Annotated in this window: 16 protein-coding genes and 2 pseudogenes; 12 read left to right on the top strand and 6 right to left on the bottom strand. The window is 68.1% G+C overall.

Going from position 1 to position 17,561, the window contains the following annotated elements; translation table 11 throughout:
* Positions 1–261: 261 nt before the first annotated feature.
* Positions 262–1,080 carry a recombinase zinc ribbon domain-containing protein gene (locus tag BCD48_RS02035; RefSeq protein ID WP_241841452.1) on the bottom strand — a complete coding sequence of 273 codons (819 nt, stop codon included), beginning with the start codon at positions 1,078–1,080 and terminating at the stop codon, positions 262–264.
* A gap of 681 nt (positions 1,081–1,761) precedes the next feature.
* On the opposite strand from BCD48_RS02035, the gene BCD48_RS45270 reads away from it, so the two are divergent.
* Positions 1,762–2,046, top strand: a complete 285-nt coding sequence (locus BCD48_RS45270) for an integrase core domain-containing protein (protein ID WP_241841451.1) — start codon at positions 1,762–1,764, stop codon at positions 2,044–2,046.
* A 205-nt stretch (positions 2,047–2,251) separates the two neighbouring features.
* Positions 2,252–2,566, top strand: coding sequence for a hypothetical protein (locus BCD48_RS02030; protein WP_071046521.1), 315 nt, complete (start codon positions 2,252–2,254; stop codon positions 2,564–2,566).
* A 58-nt stretch (positions 2,567–2,624) separates the two neighbouring features.
* Here the strand turns inward: BCD48_RS02030 and BCD48_RS51905 are convergent, their stop codons facing one another.
* A complete protein-coding gene (locus tag BCD48_RS51905) occupies positions 2,625–2,792 on the bottom strand; it encodes a hypothetical protein (protein WP_198543039.1) in 168 nt (55 codons plus the stop codon).
* Between the two features lie 323 nt (positions 2,793–3,115).
* Positions 3,116–3,283: pseudogene (locus tag BCD48_RS45265) on the bottom strand (transposase); the annotation flags it as partial.
* Between the two features lie 37 nt (positions 3,284–3,320).
* Between BCD48_RS45265 and BCD48_RS02015 the strand changes: the two are divergent.
* Positions 3,321–3,800: a hypothetical protein gene (locus tag BCD48_RS02015; RefSeq protein WP_071046518.1), complete on the top strand. Its 480-nt coding sequence runs from the start codon at positions 3,321–3,323 to the stop codon at positions 3,798–3,800.
* Between the two features lie 159 nt (positions 3,801–3,959).
* Positions 3,960–4,430 (top strand): hypothetical protein, encoded by a 471-nt coding sequence (locus BCD48_RS02010; RefSeq protein WP_071046517.1) that lies wholly within the window; start codon positions 3,960–3,962, stop codon positions 4,428–4,430.
* Positions 4,431–4,741: 311 nt separating this feature from the next.
* On the opposite strand, the gene BCD48_RS51900 is transcribed toward BCD48_RS02010, so the two are convergent.
* Positions 4,742–5,257: a hypothetical protein gene (locus tag BCD48_RS51900; protein ID WP_241841450.1), complete on the bottom strand. Its 516-nt coding sequence runs from the start codon at positions 5,255–5,257 to the stop codon at positions 4,742–4,744.
* 473 nt (positions 5,258–5,730) lie between these two features.
* Here BCD48_RS51900 and BCD48_RS02000 point away from each other — a divergent pair, with 473 nt between their 5' ends.
* The gene (locus BCD48_RS02000; protein WP_198543036.1) at positions 5,731–6,051 is read left to right on the top strand and encodes an ArsR/SmtB family transcription factor; all 321 of its coding nucleotides are present in this window, start codon (positions 5,731–5,733) and stop codon (positions 6,049–6,051) included.
* Positions 6,048–6,530: an SRPBCC domain-containing protein gene (locus tag BCD48_RS01995; protein WP_071046516.1), complete on the top strand. Its 483-nt coding sequence runs from the start codon at positions 6,048–6,050 to the stop codon at positions 6,528–6,530. The genes BCD48_RS02000 and BCD48_RS01995 overlap by 4 nt, the downstream gene beginning before the upstream one ends.
* Before the next feature lie 338 nt (positions 6,531–6,868).
* Here BCD48_RS01995 and BCD48_RS01990 read toward each other — a convergent pair whose 3' ends face one another.
* On the bottom strand, positions 6,869–7,138 hold the full coding sequence (locus tag BCD48_RS01990) for a hypothetical protein (protein WP_131803710.1): 270 nt from the start codon (positions 7,136–7,138) through the stop codon (positions 6,869–6,871).
* Between the two features lie 7 nt (positions 7,139–7,145).
* Between BCD48_RS01990 and BCD48_RS01985 the strand changes: the two genes are divergently transcribed.
* From BCD48_RS01985 to galE, 5 genes and pseudogenes are all read left to right on the top strand, one after another.
* On the top strand, positions 7,146–7,604 hold the full coding sequence (locus tag BCD48_RS01985) for a hypothetical protein (RefSeq protein ID WP_071046512.1): 459 nt from the start codon (positions 7,146–7,148) through the stop codon (positions 7,602–7,604).
* A gap of 299 nt (positions 7,605–7,903) precedes the next feature.
* Positions 7,904–8,163, top strand: a pseudogene (locus BCD48_RS45260) (DDE-type integrase/transposase/recombinase); the annotation flags it as partial.
* 739 nt (positions 8,164–8,902) lie between these two features.
* Positions 8,903–9,862 (top strand): UDP-glucuronic acid decarboxylase family protein, encoded by a 960-nt coding sequence (locus tag BCD48_RS01980; protein WP_071046511.1) that lies wholly within the window; start codon positions 8,903–8,905, stop codon positions 9,860–9,862.
* A gap of 188 nt (positions 9,863–10,050) precedes the next feature.
* The gene (locus tag BCD48_RS01975; RefSeq protein WP_241841449.1) at positions 10,051–11,838 is read left to right on the top strand and encodes a glycosyltransferase family 2 protein; all 1,788 of its coding nucleotides are present in this window, start codon (positions 10,051–10,053) and stop codon (positions 11,836–11,838) included.
* Positions 11,839–11,986: 148 nt separating this feature from the next.
* On the top strand, positions 11,987–14,467 hold the full coding sequence (gene galE, locus BCD48_RS55360; RefSeq protein WP_349307988.1) for a UDP-glucose 4-epimerase GalE: 2,481 nt from the start codon (positions 11,987–11,989) through the stop codon (positions 14,465–14,467).
* Here the strand turns inward: galE and BCD48_RS01965 are convergent.
* Positions 14,451–15,704, bottom strand: a complete 1,254-nt coding sequence (locus BCD48_RS01965) for a glycoside hydrolase family 53 protein (RefSeq protein WP_071046509.1) — start codon at positions 15,702–15,704, stop codon at positions 14,451–14,453. The genes galE and BCD48_RS01965 overlap by 17 nt on opposite strands.
* A gap of 407 nt (positions 15,705–16,111) precedes the next feature.
* On the opposite strand from BCD48_RS01965, the gene BCD48_RS01960 reads away from it, so the two are divergent.
* On the top strand, positions 16,112–17,561 hold a 1,450-nt coding region (locus BCD48_RS01960; RefSeq protein ID WP_241841448.1), incomplete at its 3' end, for a WD40 repeat domain-containing serine/threonine protein kinase.

Genomic DNA, 17,561 nt, shown 5'->3' with positions numbered 1-17,561 from the left:
CCCACAAGCGGAGCCAGAGCCCACCCAGCGCGCTCCTCATCCGACTTGACGCACCAGCGACCCATGAACGCCACCCCCGGACTGTCGGCCGCCCGGCGCGACCAGCGCGATCATGGCATGCCGGAACGGCAAGCGATGTGCGGGCCGTGCGCGCCTCTCCGGCATGCGGGGCAGCCAGTCCGCGTGCGCCGGCTTCGGGGGCGGCGCCGACATGCCATACTCGACAGCCAAGGCTGATGAGCGTCCGGCCCGCCCCGCTCCTCAGGGATGACCTGGGAGAACGAGCTCACCGGTGAGAGTGACCGGCGGTGGGGTAATGGTTCGAATCCCCCCTCGGACACGATCCATTACCCCACGGTAGGTTTCGTCGATCTTCAGGTCGGCCTTCACCGTGTTGGTTCGTACCTGGTAGGTCAGCCGCAGGCCCAGATGGCGGTACAGATCTGTCTTCTCTACCGGCTCGACCTCGGCAAGTGCCGCGGCTACGTCGCCGAGGGTCTCGACCAGGCCGCTGATCTCCTCGCGCGTAAGCTGTCGCTCCTGTCCTTGTCGTGCCTGGCGGAGGTCGCGTTCGGCGACGGTCTTGTCTGCCTGGGCCTGCGCGATCCAGCCGGTCACGACCGTGGGGTCGGCTCCCGCGTCCAGCGCGGCTCGGTAGCGGGCCAGCTTGGCGTTGCTGTCCTCGATCGCCCGTCGGGCCTGTTCGAGGGCGAGGTCGGATGTCGTGCGGGTCTGGGCCGCGAGCATCGTGTCCAGAGTCCTGGACAGTCGTGGGGGCGCCAGGGCGCGGGCGAGCCAGCTGTCGAGGGTGGGCAGGATGGCGTCCTCGCGGATGTAGACAGTGGTGGGGTGGCTGACCGTGTTGGCGAGGGCGTATTCCTGTGGGTAGCGGCAGCGGTAGTACGCGACGCCTCGGGCGGTGTGGCCTTGCATCTTGCGGTCGCAGACGCCGCAGTAGAGCGAGCCTCTGAGGGCGTAGGGCTGGCGGGTGCGCGGTCGTTTCTCGTCGCCGGGGCCTCGTCCTCGGGCGGCGAGGAGCTGTTGTGTCTGGGTGAACGTCTCGATGTCGATGATCTCCACGGGCTGTGGACAACCCTGGTCATCCACGACACCCCGCCAGACACCGCGAACGACATCCGCCGCGACACGCACGAGTCACCGCTGCGATAACCCCATTGGCGGCACCACCCCAAGAGCCACCGCAGACCGTGTCCGGAGGTCCAGCCATGCACACCTGCCTTTCCCGTCGCCTTTCGGCTGCCGCCKTTCGCTTCTTGAGCCGTCCTGTTCCCGCCACGGAGTTCCGCACTGCGGCCTACCGGCAGGCGGTCGTTCCTGCCGGACCGTGACACGTTTTCCACGTTCCGCACCTACGAGATGCGTCCGGCGTCGGGTGCCCCCTGTACCCCGGGGTCGTGGTGCCCTCCCGGCTCCCAGACGACAGAAGCCGGCACTGCCGCATCTCAGCGGCCAACCCATCTACCCCAGAAAGACTTCCCACCACCGGGGCGTGCAATGACGAGGCTTACTCGGGGGTTCACCTTATTCACCCTTCCGGACTTCCCCTCTCCTGTCGCCAACGGATGGATCGCCGGCTCTTGGGATTCCTCTCGGGCTTCACACCCCACAGCGCAGTCGTCCGTGGCGCATGCCGAGAGCGGGGACAGGTGTTGAGTACGTACCCGAACCTACCCGTCGATCATCGACCCTCCGCTTCGAGTAGATTACTCATAGTGTGCGACCTCGTGTCGCACCGTCCAATTGCACCCCACCCCCCGCGCGAGCGCCTACGCCGAACGCTGGGTCCGCACCGTACGCGCCGAATGCCTCGACTGGATCTTGATCTGGAACCGGCGCCACGCGGAACAGGTCCTGTCGATCTACGTCGAGCACTACAACACGGCTCGGACGCCACCGCGGCCTCGACCTCGACATCCCCGACCCGACGACCTCGTCCGGCGATCCGAGTGGCCCGATCAGACGCATCGACTCAGACGCATCGACCGCCTCGGCGGCCTCCTCCACGAATGTCAACACGCCGCCTGACCAGCGAAACCGCATACTTACACCCTTCACGCGGATACGCGGTACGGCGCCGCGCCGAACCTTATTCCTCGCCTGTCCGACTTGTCAGCATATTGACGATCCGCTAACTACAGGCAGAGAATTTTCCTCGGCGGGGTTGACGGCGCGGGCGCTCGAAGATGTAGGTTTCGTCCAAGGAAGTTCGATCCGGGAGAGAGGTGACGAGATGGAACAGCAGCAGGCACAGCAGGTCGAACAGGAATTGCGCGAGAATTGGCGCCAGACCCGGTACGACATTCTCGACCAGTTCGCGCACGTGAGCACGGCGGATCTCGACTCCGCCCGTGATGTGAATGACCTGGTGCAGCGGATCGCGGACAAGTCGCACCACAGCGAGCGGTACGTGGAGACCCGTCTACAGGAGCTGGTCGGCGTCGGCGGGCAGCAGGGCGGACAGCGTAGGCGGGGCGAGCGATTCTCGTCTCAGCAGGCCGGCCAGCAGGCGCCGGGACAGCCCTTCGGGTCGTCTCAGCAGCAGTAGCTGGAAAACCGTGCGGGTGGCTTCGCGGTCAGCGCCGACATGCGGAGCCACCCGCTTTTCACGTGGTCGCGCTGCTGAGGAGCGTTCGGTAGTCGAGCAGAGCGTCCATCAATCTCTGGGTCGCGTCGTCGCGTCGCATCCGGCACAATTCCTCCAGGATCGCGTCGGTCTCTTCGAGACTGGGTCGTTCGTCAACGGCCGCGACCAGGGCCAGCAGTCTGTTCATCGAGCGCCCACGAGCGGGCCCACGGTCGGCTTCGCTGTCACTCGTATAGCTCCTTGTCTCGAACACACCGAACTTCGACGGATGTCGGCCCACCACTCACATGGATTGGCTAATCCCAACCTGAACACCTCAGATTATGTTACCGTTGCACCACCGTTACTATACGGTAACTACCAGGCTCCCGCCGTCGATCCGTGACATCAGGCGGGTGAAAGGATGCGCGGCTGGTGCTGGGACCTGTGGCGCGCCAAAAGTCGGCCCGTGCCTGTGACCAGGGGCGTTGCTGAGCGAGTAGAGGATGTCTGAGAAGGTGGCGTGCCGGTGAGGTGGTGGAGCAGGATCATGCTCATCGCCAGGTAGATGGCGTTCTCGGCGGTGGCGGTCAGGTATTCGTAGTCCTTGGACAGGCGGCGGTATTTCCCCAGCCAGGCGAACGTCCGCTCAACCACCCACCGGCGCGGCACCACCGCGAACACCGGCACCTCTCGCGGCGGCGCCCCGGCCTGGGCCCAGTAAGGATGCTCGCCGGTGGCTGACTCCAAGCTCCTGACGTCCCGCAGCGACTCCGTCCAGGTCGACTACAGCATCTTCTACATCGAAGATGAGGGCGAGGCATGGTTCGACTCCGCCCTACCACAGGGCGCAGTCCCACCCGAGGCTCCGGCCGATGACGAACTCGTGCGGACAGGACTGGACTGGATCAGCATCGCCAGCAACGTCAACTACCATGTCGCGGGCGTCCGGCTGGAGCTCTGGCGCGGGGAGCCGCCCCAGCAAGACGACTGGGAAGCCCACGCGGACGTCGCGTTCTCCTGCACGACAGGAAACGTCTACCTGAGTGGTACCGGTGGAACACAGTCCGAAGAGGCGTTCGAGCTGGGCGGCCCCGGCACCTACCACGGCCGTGTCCACTCCCGTGGACGGGAAGAAGCGCGAGAGGCCCTTGGCACCTCCGGGGAGGTACCGGAGCGGATGGAGCAATACCTGTGCCAGTTCTGGGCGGAGTAGCGAACGTTTATCTCCGGTCGAGGCGGCCCCTGCCCTGCTCGGCCTGATGGTGCCCGTTGAGGCTGGGAGCGTTCGGCTCGGCGTGGTCCCGACCAGCACTGCCTTGCAGACTGCGTCCGACGCCGCACCAGTCAGCAAACCGATACGGAGTGCGTAGCCATGGCCAATCCAGCGCCACAGGCCGTCCTGGACGAGAAGGTCGACATCGAGTACCGGCAGTTTTTCGTCAAGGACGAGGGCTTCTACGAAGCGGAGGAGACGCCGGACCTCGAAGGCCCTGCGGACGGCGAGTTCCTCAGCACCGGCGCTGACTGGATCGTCATCGTGAGCGGCGCTGCGTACCACGTTGCCACCGCGCGGATCGAGGCTTGGGAAACGGCGCCGAGCCGGCAAGATGACGCCTGGGAGATCAGTAGCGACTTCCAGTTCACGTGCACCACAGGGCGACTGGCTGTGGTCACGGTCACCATGGGTCCGGCGTCGGAGGACGGGATCACCATCGGGCCGCTCGGCAAGTACCACGGCCGCGCCTACTCCAAGGGCCGCGACGAAGCCCAGGGCCAGTTCATGGACAAGTACGAGATCGACGATGGCACAGAGCAGTACCTGATCCAGTTCTGGCCTGCGTAGATCGACGGTTCGGAACCCGTGTAGCGTGCCAGAACTCGATCCGGGGCCGTGACCAGCGGTTTCGCTGCTCGGTCAGGCGACCCGATCACGAGTTTCCTCCATGACTTCGTGGCTCGGGGCGATACGGCGGGCAGTGTGCGCAGCTACTGCTTCGCGCTGCTGCGCTGGTGGCGGTTTCTTCTCTGCACTTTCTCCTCTAGCGATCACGGTTCAGGGCTCTGCTCGGGCCGGCGCGTGGCGGATGTCCTCCAGAGCGTGACGCAACTCGTGCGGGGTGCCGCCGAGCTGGCCGAAGCGTGGGATGAGTTCCGTCAGCCCGGCCCGCTCGACGATGCGTTTCTCGTTGAGGGCCCAGCAGCGGCCAGGCGGCCGTGGGCGGCCTCGATGACGGCGCGAGCGAACGCGCCCGCGCAGCTGAGGGCGTCCCCGCGGGGAACGTAGTTGGTTTCCGCGTAGTCGAGGATGAGCCGCGCCGATTCGTTCCAGAACCGGGCGGCTTGGCTGCGCAGCGCGGGTGGGAACGCCGGTCGGGGCAGATCGCCGATCAGGACGCGGGAGATGGCGGGTTCTCCGGAGACAACGTAGGTCGGGATGCCGGCCAGGTAGAACGGCAGCCGCTCGACCACGAACCGACCCTGCTCGGTCTCGACGAGCCGATGCTCAACTTCGTCGAGATCGCGGTAGATCAGGTCGACACGGCGTCCGTCAACGGTCAGCCAGGCTCCGCCGTTCATTACCCCGCCGCCCCACTCGCCGGGTGCGAACACCGTCCCCTGCCAGCCCAGCGCCCGCACGTCGTCCGGATTCAGCCGGCCCCGGTAGTACAAGGCCGAAGTCCCAATCGCTGTTTGGCCCGTGATCTCCCTGCGCGCGGGATCCCCCGAGGGCCACGGCGACGACTCCTGGGATCGCGGCCACGTGTCGTGCCACCAGGTCAGCGAAGTGCTCGTCGTCGACCACGACACCGCCTCCAGGGGTCGGTCCAGCCGTCAGGGCAGATCTTTCGGTGAAGATCAGCGCTTTCTGTCGAACCCAACCCAAACACGCCGGTTGATCGTTCGGGGTGCCTCGTGAGCGCAAACAGCAAGATCGAGTGGACGGATCTTCTCTGCACCTCCGGGGGCGCGTGATGGGCGTCCTCGTGGAGAACTACCGGGGCCGCCGGATCTCGGTGCGTTCACGGAAGGACCGAGTCGAAGGGCGACTGGTCCGACGCGGCGAGGATCCCGACGGAATGGAAACTTAGCCGTTGCACTAAGTGTCGCGGCGCGCGATACTTAGCCACGTGGAACAGTATTCGGTGCGGCTCGATGGACTGCTCGGCGCCCTCGCGGATCCGACCCGGCGCGCCGTGCTCAGCCGCCTCGGCCACGGGCCGGCGACCGTCAGCGACCTCGCCGACGCCTTCCCCATGGCCCTCCCCTCGTTCATGAAGCACGTCCACACGCTCGAGAAGAACGGCCTCATCCGCACCGTGAAGTCCGGCCGGGTCCGCACCTGCGAACTCAACCACGGCAGCCTCGCGCCGCTTGAGGACTGGCTGGCCGAGCAGCGGCACATCTGGGAGGACCGCGCCGACCGTCTCACCCAGTTCGTCACCTCCCCGAAGGAACAGGCATGAACCTCGAACTCGACCTCTCGATCGAACGCGTCATCCGCGCGCCGCGCGCCGCCGTCTGGAAGGCCTGGACCGACCCCGCCAGCCTCGAACGCTGGTGGCTTCCAGCCCCGACGCTGTGCCGCGTCGACCGCCTCGAGGTCCGTCCCGGCGGCGCGTTCGTGACGCGGCTCAGTGACGACAGCACCGAGTTCACACCACACCTCGACGCCTGTTTCCTGGTCGTCGACGAACTCGAACGCATCGTGTTCACGAACGCGATCGACAGCGCCTGGCGCCCCGCCACACCCGCGCCGGTACCCATGACCGCCGAGATCACCTTCCGAGATCATCCCAGCGGAACCGACTACCGAATCCTCGTCCGCCACGGCGACCCGGCCGCCCGTGCCCGACACCAGGAGCTCGGCTTCCTGGAAGGCTGGGGCACGGTCACCGAACAGCTAGCCCAGCTCGCCGAGAGCGGCACCACACAGGAAGGCTAGCCTCGAGCCTCCAGGCCGATGATCGGGATCCAGGGAGACCAGGATCAGCCGGGGAGTCTGCCCGTGGTCCGGCGTGCCCTCGATGCGCTGTACCTAGCAATTGCCAGGGAAGTGCTAAAGATCGCCGGGAATTGCTAGATCATCGGGGAACCTGCACGCCTGCAGGTTCCCTTGTTGATCTTCCAATCGGAGGCGTGCTGCCGGGGGTTTCCCAGGCTGGGTGTCATTAGGCGCAGTGCTGACTTACCAGGTTCCGATGGCAGTTCTGTGCGCTGTCGCACCTCGCGGTCTCGGCGACGACCGGCGGCTCGGCTACGTTCAACCGCGACCTGGACGCCTCAGGGGGCCGCAGGGGTCTCCCAGATCGTGCGCAGGGTGCGGTCGAGAGTGGCGTGCGTTTCCCAGTCCGCGCGGACGGCACGGGTGAGCAGCTTTCGGGAGCTGACGAAGGGCAACTGGGCGAACACGAGGCCCCAGATCCGTTCGCCTACCTGGCGGAGGATCTCCTCGGCTCCGAAGCCCGCCAGCGTGCCCAGGGCGGCGCCGAGCGGTCCGGACAGTCCGCCGGCCACGGCGCCGAACGCGCGCGGCCCCACCTCGATAAGCATGGCCTTGGTGCCGGCCGGAACCATCCTGTTCCACCCGCAACTCCTGGGCCATCGCCGCCGCGAGTTTCCTGAGGTCGGCGAGCGCGTCGTCGCCGCCGGACAGCGCAGCGGCGCCGCGCCCGGGACGGTCATCGCCCGCTGGTACGGCGCGAGCCCGCTGCACCACCTGCACAGGTGGGATCTCGAACTCCGACTCGTCACCATCAGCAATGAGCACAGGCCGACCGCCCCGATCAGGGCCGACCTGAAAAGGCTCGTGCGGTCCGGCGTGCTGGCGCACGTCGACGTCCACGGCGGTACGACGTACCCGGATGGGCGGGACGAAACCCGCCTGCACGTCGTCGTGCGCGACGACCTCCCCGCCGCACTGGCCGCCGTCCGTGGAGTCCTCGCACAGGCGCCCCCAGGCGTGACCGCATCCCTGTGGAATGGCACAGAAGAGATCAGCCTTTCCAGCGAGCGGTGAGCGCCGGCGGCGTGGTCCGGCGGGCTGCGGAGTCAGCCAGGCGTGGATCTCCGCCGTCGCCGGCGCCCCACTCGGCGCCGCACTCCGCCACAGCCACGATCGTCGTCGACGTTCTCCGCGGTGAACGCTCAATGGCCGGGGACCACGAACTGAACGTGATCGATAAGTGATCTGCGGCCCGGCCGGGTGGGGCCAGGTATGGCTGTCCTGGTGCAGTTGACTGCGACCGTCACCCGACGCCCGGGCAGAACCGACGACAGACGTATAACGCCGACGGAAACCACGAAACTGGCGCGGACCCGAGGATCCTCGACGAGCTGCTACCCGAGGCCTGCCACATCGACGCCGCCCGGGAGAACAACCGCATCGAATCAGACCACAGCCGAACCAAAGTCAGGCTCCGGCCGATGCGCGGCCTGAAACGCCTACGCTCCGCACGGACGATCAGCACCGGACAAGCACTCGTCCAGAACATCCGCCGCGGCCACTACGAACTCGCCGTCGACGCCGACCCACGGCTTCCCGTGGCGACCGCGTTACCGAACTCGCTCGCGCTGTTCGACGACACCGCCGCGGGAGTCCGGCACGCGCGCCTCCCCACAACGCAGCACTCCCCCTGCGTGATGTCTGGCTGCTCGCCAGCACCACCCATCCTCCGGCGGGCTCGGTGCGAACTCGCCGAGCCGCCGGCGGCGGGCGGCTCGTCCGCGCGTGATCACCCCGAGTGGGAGGTGGAACCCGGTGAGCCCCGAGGCTGGAACCGGTTGACAGAGGTACAGAGGCACTACCCGTCAAAGGGTCGACATCGCCGTATCCACGCGGGCCGCGTGGCACGAATGGGCGCTCGAGCTACAAACCGTTCACCGTTACTGTCGGCACTAGATTCTCGACACTTGGTAGCGATGCTTACCCGTGAGTGATCGTTTGATCACGGCGTCGATATGCACTGGCACGGATTCGGGCTTAGCGATGCCGCCTTCAACAGGGCGTGCCCTGTTGACGCTGGTAACTGGGGGTTACCTGCGTCGGGCGAGACCGGTCACATTTGTCCGGTAGCGGGTGTACGTCTACCCTGACCTGAGGGGGGATAATCCGCGTGCTGGCAACCGGAATGACGCGATGGTCGGTGGACTGTCGTGGCGGCGAGCAGTCGATGTTTTTGCGCAACAAGACATCTACCTTCTCGCAACGTTCGAACGCATGCCGTGGCCGCATGTTCATCTTCTTCCTTGGGGTTTTGCTCTCTCCCGGTGCCGTGTCCGAACGAGAGCTGACTGGCGAACGAGAACGGGGGGGTCGTGACGCGCGTCGCGATAACTGGTGGTGCTGGCTTTCTGGGCAGCCATCTGTGTGAACGGCTGTTGTCCGACGGCGCGGAGGTGATCTGCGTCGACAACTTCGTCACCGGCCGGCCGGAGAACGTCGAGCACCTGCTCACCAACCGCCGCTTCCGGCTCGTCGACCGGGACGTCACCGAGTACCTGCACCTGCCGGGACCGCTCGACGCGGTGCTGCATTTCGCCTCGCCCGCGTCCCCGGTGGACTACTACCGCCTGCCGATCGAGACGCTGATGGTCGGCTCGACCGGCACCCGCAACGCGCTGGGGCTCGCGAAGGCGAAGGGTGCGCGGTTCCTGCTCGCCTCCACCTCGGAGACCTACGGCGACCCGAAGGTGCACCCGCAGCCGGAGACCTACTGGGGCAACGTCAACCCCGTCGGCCCACGCAGCATGTACGACGAGGCCAAGCGGTTCGCCGAGGCGCTAACCATGGCCTACCGCAACGCGCGCGGCGTGAACACCGGGATCGTGCGCATCTTCAACACCTACGGCCCGCGCATGCGCGCCGACGACGGCCGGGCGATCCCGACGTTCATTTCCCAGGCGCTGCGCGGCGAGCCGATCACCGTCGCCGGCGACGGCTCGCAGACCCGTTCCGTCTGCTACGTCGACGACCTGATCGAGGGCATTCTTCGACTGCTCTGGTCGGACCTCCCCGGCCCGGTCAACATCGGCAACCCGTACGAGCTGTCGATTCTCGACACGGCGCGGCTGGTACGCGAGCTGTGCGGCTCGGACGCCCCGATCACGTTCATCCCGCGCCCGGTCGACGACCCGACGGTGCGCCAGCCGGACATCACGCTCGCCCGCCAGCGGCTCGGCTGGGAGCCGCGGGTATCCGTGGGCGACGGGCTGGCCAGGACCATCACGTGGTTCGAGCGCGAGCTCGCCGGCGCCGGCCAACCGCAGGCCGCGTGATGCGCCACCGGCGTCCCGCTGCCCGATCAGAGACGACGGCGACGCTGGCTGACAGCACGAGGTGATTCATGGACGGGTGGATGGGCACCCGGCCGGGCCCGCCATCGAGGCTCTCATTCATCCGACCCCAGCGACGGGACGAAGCGCGCGGCATGGCTGACACTGGCATTCGGACCGAGGAGAAACCGATGAAGCACCGAGCCGGTGCCCACCGGCGCGGACACCCCGGGTCGCCCACGGTCGACGGTCGCGCCGCGGTTGAGCTGCGCAAGGTGATGACCCGACCGCAGCAGTGCCAGTACTGGCTGATCGTCGCCCTGTGGCTGGCCGCGAACGGGTACTTCTGGGAATGGTGGCTGACTCGACAGCACATCGGAAACACTCTGCTGTTCGTCCTCATGACGGCCGCGCTCTTCTATTCGGCGACGGTACTATCGTCGATGTACGCGCTCTTCCTCGGATACATGCGCCGTCCCGTGCCCATCCCGGTCAGCCGGGCGGAGGATTCCGGTGTCATCGGGCGGGTGGCGGTGATCAGCCTTACCGTCCCTGGTTCGGAGTCACTCGACATCGTCCGCGCCCAGCTCGTGGCCATGACTCGCATCCGGTATCCGCACGACAGTTGGATCCTGGTCGACAAGGAGCATTCGCCCGAGATCGCGGCCATGGCGCAAAGCCTCGGGGTACGTTATTTCTGCCGGCACGACGAAGAGACCTGGGGCAAGGACAGGGTCTCGGCCTGGAATCAGGCAAATCCGCCGTTCAAGGCGAAAACGAAAGCCGGGAACGTCAACAGCTGGCTCGACGCGTACGGCGACCTCTACTCACATTTCACGCAGTTTGACATTGATCACCTGGCCGATCCCTCCTACCTCGACCGGGTGCTCGGCTACTTCGTCGACCGGCAGGTGAAGTGGGTCCAGGCGCCCAGCGTCTACGGCAACCATCTGACCTGGACAGCGCGTGGCTCCTCGGAACAGGAGTTCGGCCTTCAGGGCCCGCTGCAGATGGGCTTCTTCGGGTTCTCCCGCACGCCGTTCATCATCGGCAGCCACTGCACCTACGATATGGCGGCTATCCGCGGCATCGGCGGCTTCCAGCCAACGCGAGCGGAGGACCATCTCGATACGGTGTGCCTGGCCGCGAAGGGCTACCAGGGGGTGTTCGTCCCGGACGTTCTCGCGGTGGGTGGTGGGCCCGAGACCTTCGAGACCTACCTGTCCCAGCAGTTCGCGTGGGCATACTCGATGATCGAGGTCCTGCTGTTCCACACCCCGCGGCTGATCTGGCGCTATCGGCCTCGCCAGGCCGTGCAGTTCCTCTTTGTCCAGACCTGGTACACGTTCTGGTCCCTGTCGATGGTGGTGCTGTTCTGCATACCGCTGCTATCCCTGCTGCTGAACACCCCGGTCGCCCATGTGGGATACCTGGAGTTCCTGTCTCGCAGCATCTGGATGGCCATCATGGCCACGGTGATCTGGTACTGGAGCCGTCCATGGCACGTGCCCGCCGGACTGCGCCTGAGCTGGCGAGGCGTCGTCCTGCACGTCGCGCGCTGGGTCGTCGTCTTCAGCGCCTTCATCCAGGTACTGCTGCGCGTCAAGAAGCCTTACATGATCACCAGAAAGGGGGTCGACGGCGCGGGCCGCCCATTCCCAATGCAGGTGCTCACCCCATACATAGCCATGGTCCTGATCGCCTTGGCGAGCTGCTGGTTCTACCTCGGTCTGCACCACCGGGGCCCGTCCCAAGGCTACCTGTTCTTTGGGCTTCAGGACGCCGCCCTGTTCTGGCTGCTACTGGTGATCACAGTTGTCCAGGAGGTCCGGTCCGCGCACCGCACCGGTACCGCGCTGCCAAACGTCGTGGCGCTGCAGGCTCGTCCGCTCCTAGTGTCCGGCCTTCTCGGCGTGCTGTTCCTCGGTACCGCCGTCGCGTCGTCGGGACCCATCATCCAGGCGCTCGCAATCTGGTAACTGCGATACATGCCATATTGAGTCGATATCGGCGACGGCTAGACCTGGATGGCCACCGACGCCGCCAGGTCAACCCACTCGCCTGCCGAGAAGGAGTCTTCCGCTGAGCGCGCCGGAACGTTCCACAAACGCGGCACAGACGGTCCTGGTGACCGGCGCGGCCGGTTTCATCGGTTCGCACACGGCCGTCGAGTTGATGGCCACGGGTCACGATGTCGTCGGTGTCGACAACTTCGCGAACAGCTCGCCGGGCGCCGTCGAGCGGGTTCACCGGCTCGCGGACGGGCGTTTCACGTTCGTCGAGCTGGACCTGCGCGACCGCACGAGCCTGAACGAGCTGCTGCGTCGCCGGCCGGTGGACGCGGTCGTCCACTTCGCGGCGAGGAAGGCCGTGGGCGAGTCGGTCGACATCCCGCTCGACTACTACGACACCAACGTGAACGCGACGCTTGGTCTCGTCTCCGTGATGCTCGAGCGCGGGGTGAACCGGCTTGTGTTCTCCTCGTCCTGTTCGATCTACGGCGAGGCGGAGTCGATGCCGATCCGGGAGGACGCCCCGGCGCGGCCGACGAACCCGTACGCCCGGACGAAGTGGATGTGCGAACAGATCCTCGCCGACGTCTGCCAGCGCCACCCGGACTGGCAAGTCACGTCGCTGCGGTACTTCAACCCGGCCGGCGCGCACCCATCGGGCCTGCTGGGCGAGGACCCGCGGGGCGTCCCGAACAACGTGCTGCCCTACATCGCCCAGGTGGCGGTGGGCCGGCGGGCCGAGCTGTCGATCTTCGGCGACGACTACCCGACGCCGGACGGCACGGGCATCCGCGACTACATCCACGTCGTGGACATCGCGGAGGGCCACCGGCTCGCGCTGGAGGCGCTCGGCGAGGCCACGGGCCATCGAGTGATCAACCTCGGTACCGGCCACGGAACCTCCGTCCGCGAGCTCCTCACCGCCTTCTCGGCGGCGTGCGGGCGGGAGCTGCCGAGCCGGGTGGTCGCGCGCCGTCCCGGCGACGTCGCCGAGCTCGTCGCGGACCCGTCGCTCGCACGCGAGCTGCTCGGCTGGAAGGCGACCCGGGACGTGGCCGACATGTGCCGCGACGCCTGGAACTTCCAGCGCCACAACCCAAACGGCTACGCCGAAACGGACCGCGGGGGGGACAGAGCAGTGACGACGGGGGATGGCGATGGCGAGTGGCGGTTCGGGGCTGGCGGCGGCCAACCGCGGCTGACCGTGATCGGCACCGGCTACCTGGGTGCCACGCACGCGGTCTGCATGGCGGAGCTGGGCTTCGAGGTGCTGGCGGTCGACGTCGACACCGCGAAGATCGACCGGCTGGCCCGGGGCGAGGTCCCGTTCTTCGAGCCGGGGCTCGACGAGCTGCTGCGGTCGAACCTGGACTCCGGCCGGCTGCGGTTCACCACCTCGTTCGAAGAGGTCGCGGCCTTCGGTGACGTGCACTTCCTGTGCGTCGGCACGCCGCAGCAGCCCGGCGGGCAGGGCGCGGACCTCTCCTACCTGCACGGCGCGGTGAGCGCACTCGCGCCGCACCTGCGGCGCCGCTGCCTGGTGGTCGGCAAGTCCACCGTGCCTGTGGGCACCGCCGCGGACCTCGCCGCGCGGCTGGCCGCCGAGGCGCCGGGCCTGGGCGTCGAGCTCGCCTGGAACCCCGAGTTCCTGCGCGAGGGCTTCGCCGTCGACGACACGCTGCGCCCGGACCGGCTCGTCTTCGGCGTCGCGTCCCCCGGCGCCGAGGCGACGCTGCGCGCGGTCTACGCGCCGATCACCGACCGCCACGACACCCCGGTGATCGTCGCCGACTTCGCCACCGCCGAGCTGGTCAAGGTGGCCGCGAACTCGTTCCTGGCCACCAAGATCTCCTACATCAACGCGATGGCCGAGGTCTGCGAGGCGGTCGACGCGGACGTGACGACGCTCGCGCGCGCCCTGTCACTCGACGACCGGATCGGCGGGAAGTTCCTGCGCCCCGGCGTCGGCTTCGGCGGCGGCTGCCTGCCCAAGGACATCCGCGCGTTCCGCGCCCGGGCCGAGGAGCTCGGCGTCGGTGCAAGCCTCGCTTTCCTGCGCGAGGTCGACGAGATCAACATCCGTCGCCGCCACCGAATCGTCGAGCTTGCGCGTCAGGCGGCCGGCGGGGCGCTGACCGGCCGCGTGGTCAGCGTCCTCGGTGCCGCGTTCAAGCCCAACTCCGACGACGTACGGGACTCGCCGGCGCTCGCGGTCGCCGCCCTACTCGCCGACGAGGGGGCCGCCGTCACCGTCTACGACCCGATGGCGGTCGAGAACGCGCGCCGGGCGAACCCGCGGCTTGGGTACGCGACATCGGTCGCCAATGCCGTGAAGGGCGCGGACGTCACGGTCCTGCTCACCGAGTGGGCCGAGTTCGCCGACCTCGATCCGGCGGCGCTCGCCGAGGTGGTCGCCCGTCGAACCGTGATCGACGGGCGACACGCCCTCGACCCGGCCAGGTGGCGAGGCGCCGGGTGGACCTACCTGGCCCCGGGCCGGCCAGCGGGTGGGCCAACGAAACCGGAAGCCGCCGACGCCACCGTCGCCGTTCCGGCTCCCCGTCAGCTCACGGAGGATGTCACCTTCCGGGCGTGACGGCGGCCGAGGGCGTCCCCGGTGTGCCGCGGCCTGGCGGCGCGAACGCTGTGGCGACCACCGGAAGCATGCGGCCCTCGTAGTCGAACATGGTGACGTTTGCCAGGATGGAGTCCTCCCCCGGATGTGCGCCGACGCCGGGCAGCCAGCCGGGCTCCCAATCGATGAACCCAAGTCCGTGGCCGTCCGGAACCTGACTGATAAGGGTACGTAGCGCCTCAAAGTAGGCTATCTGCCCGGCGGGTGTCGGGGGGAAGTGATCCGCCTCCGGCAGCTTGGCCACCTCCGCGATCCCAAGGAGCGGGTTGCCGCCCTCCAGAGTCCACGGATAGGCGGTCTCCGTGACGAGGACATCGATGCCAAGGCCGCGCGCGAGCTCGTCCATTGCGGCGCCGAGTTTGCTCATCGGCCCTTGCCAGAACGCGTAGTACGACAACGAGACCAGGTCGAACGGGACCTTCCCCGTCCGCAGATGCTCGACCCAGCCGCGCAGGCCGTCGGGGTCGTCGATGCGGTCCGTGTGGATCGCGATGCGCACCGGATGGCCGGCGGCGGGGCCGGAGAGCTCGGCGTCGTGCACGCCGGCCGCGCCCGCCCGCAACAGGGCGAGGAAGCCCGGCCAGCCGCCGCCTGGCAGGCTGTCGTCGAGCTTGCCGAGCGGCCACAGGATGCCGGCCGACACCTCGTTGCCAAGCTGGACCATGTCGACGGGCGTGCCTTGGCTCGCAAACTCCTCGAGCACGTCGCGGGTGTAGTCGCGCACCTGGCCGGAAAGCACCGTGAGGCGCGTGTGGTCCCACGACTCCGGTATCGCCTGGTAGGTCGGGTCTGCCCAGATGTCCGAATAGTGGAGATCCAGGTAGATCTTCATCCCGGCGTCGGCCGCCCGGCGGGCGAGCTTGAGCGTGTCCGCCTTGCTGCCGCTGTACCCCTTGGCTGGGTCCACCCAGAGCCGAAGACGCACGTAGTTGGCGCCGTGGTCCGCGAGGATCCGTTCGATCGGCGCCTTCTTTCCGTTCTCCGAAACCTTGTTGCCGGCCTTCTCCTCCAGCAGGGTGAAGGAGAGGTCGGCGCCGCGGATCTGCGGCGAGGGGGAGCCCAGCGCGGTGGACGGCGGTGGTGGCGGTGGCGGCGACTCAGACGAGCCGCACGCCGTCAGCGACAGGGCCGCCATCGTGACGATCAGCGCCCCGACGGCCGTACTCCCGCGCCGCCGCGAGAACAGGGACGGACTCACGCTCCCCCGAGGACCCACTTGCCCGCTCCGGTACAAGCAGTTCCCCCCTTGTCGATCTGGACGCCCGGCTCGGTTACGAACGCAAGGCCCGCGCGCATCCTCAGATCACGCTTGCGGCATAGTAGCGAGCTATCGCGCCCTGGCCAGTCAGCGGCCGGTCTGCATGTGCGGGCCAGGTCGAGGCCTCGCCGAAGGATCCAATGGATCTGGGGACGCCCGGCACCACCCACCCGAATACCTGTGCTCGATCTCTGAGGAATGCCGCACTAGACGGCGACGGCTGTTGGGCGTTTCACAACCGGGTAGCCGGTATAGTCCTGCCGAGAAGATCCTCCCTTGCCCTGGGCAGGACCAGGCGGGTGTGGTTTTGTCTGACCGGGGGTGGCGTGGCTGAGGTGCCGCCGGGCGTGGAACCGCTCGACGAGTCCGACCCGCGTACGTTCGGCCCATACCAGGTGCTCGGCCGGCTCGGCGACGGCGGCATGGGCACCGTGTACCTCGCCCAGCGCGACGGTACCGGGCCGCTCGTCGCGGTCAAGGCGATCCGCGCCGACCTCGCCCGCGTACCCGAGTTCCGCGGCCGCTTCCAGCGCGAGGCCGAGGCCGCGAAGCGCGTCGCCCGGTCCTTTACGGCCCCGGTCCTCGACGTCGCCACCACGGGCACCCGGCCTTACCTCGTCACCGAGTACATCGAAGGGCCGACGCTTACCGCCGCCGTCCGCGACCGCGGCCCCTTGCCCCCCGCCGACCTCGAATGGCTCGCCACCGCGGTCGCTTCCGCCCTGCGCGCCATCCACGCCGCTGGCGTGATCCACCGCGACCTCAAGCCCAGCAACATCCTGCTGTCCCGGTTCGGCGCCCGCGTCATCGACTTCGGCATCGCCCGGGCACCAGACGCGACGACCATGATGACCCAGGGCGCAATCGGCACCCCTGCCTTCATGGCCCCCGAGCAGGCCCTCGACCAGCCGGTCACCACGGCCGCCGACATCCATGCCTGGGGCGCGGTCCTGGCGTACGCCGCCGCCGGCCACGCGCCGTTCGACGGCGCCTCGCTGCCGCGCATCCTGCTCCGCGTCGTCCACGACCAGCCCGACCTCACCGGCGTCCCTGCCAACCTGCGCCCCCTCGTCGCCCGCGCGATGGCCAAGAACCCCGCCGACCGCCCCACCGCCGACGACCTGCTCGACGTCCTCCAGCACCTCCACACCCCAGCCAACGACACCCCGACGATCACAGGCCCACGGGTCACACCCCCACGGTTCGTGGTCCCGCAGATCACACCGCCACCGGTCGCACCCCCATGGGTCACCGCCCCTCCGACCACTGGCCACACGCCCCCTGGCCCGACGACCCCACCCAGCCCAGTCGCCGCGACGGCGGGCAGCAACATCGCCCCGCCACCGCGCGGGCCGGTCCCGCTCCTACCTCAAGCCGCCGCGCCCACGCCTGGCAGCGTCGAGGACGAGGCTCCCGCCCGGGTCGGCCCGCTGGCGCCCCCCTATGCGACCGCCCAACCTCTGCAGCCCCCAGCACCACCCCACCCGCGACGGCGGCCTCTCCGCCGCGGGCCGGCCATCGCTATCGCCACCACCGCCGCGCTCGGTGTCGCCGCCGCGGTCACCGCGGCCGTCCTCACCACCCGCCACCCCGCCCCCGCCGCGCAACCCCTCGCCAGCTCGACCACCCATGCTCCTACCACCATGCCTAGCCGGCCCACGCCCCTTGGAAAGCCCCTCACCGGCCCCACCGACAAGGTGACCTCCGTGGCGTTCTCCCCGGACGGCCACACCCTCGCCGCCGGCAGCAACGACACCACCGTCCGGCTCTGGAACGTCACCAACCCCGCCAGCCCCA

It is taken from the genome of Pseudofrankia coriaricola (assembly GCF_001854805.1).
Classification (GTDB): domain Bacteria; phylum Actinomycetota; class Actinomycetes; order Frankiales; family Frankiaceae; genus Pseudofrankia.
The sequence above is the reverse complement of the archived record's forward strand: the minus strand, read 5'-3'. Positions and strand labels throughout refer to the sequence as shown.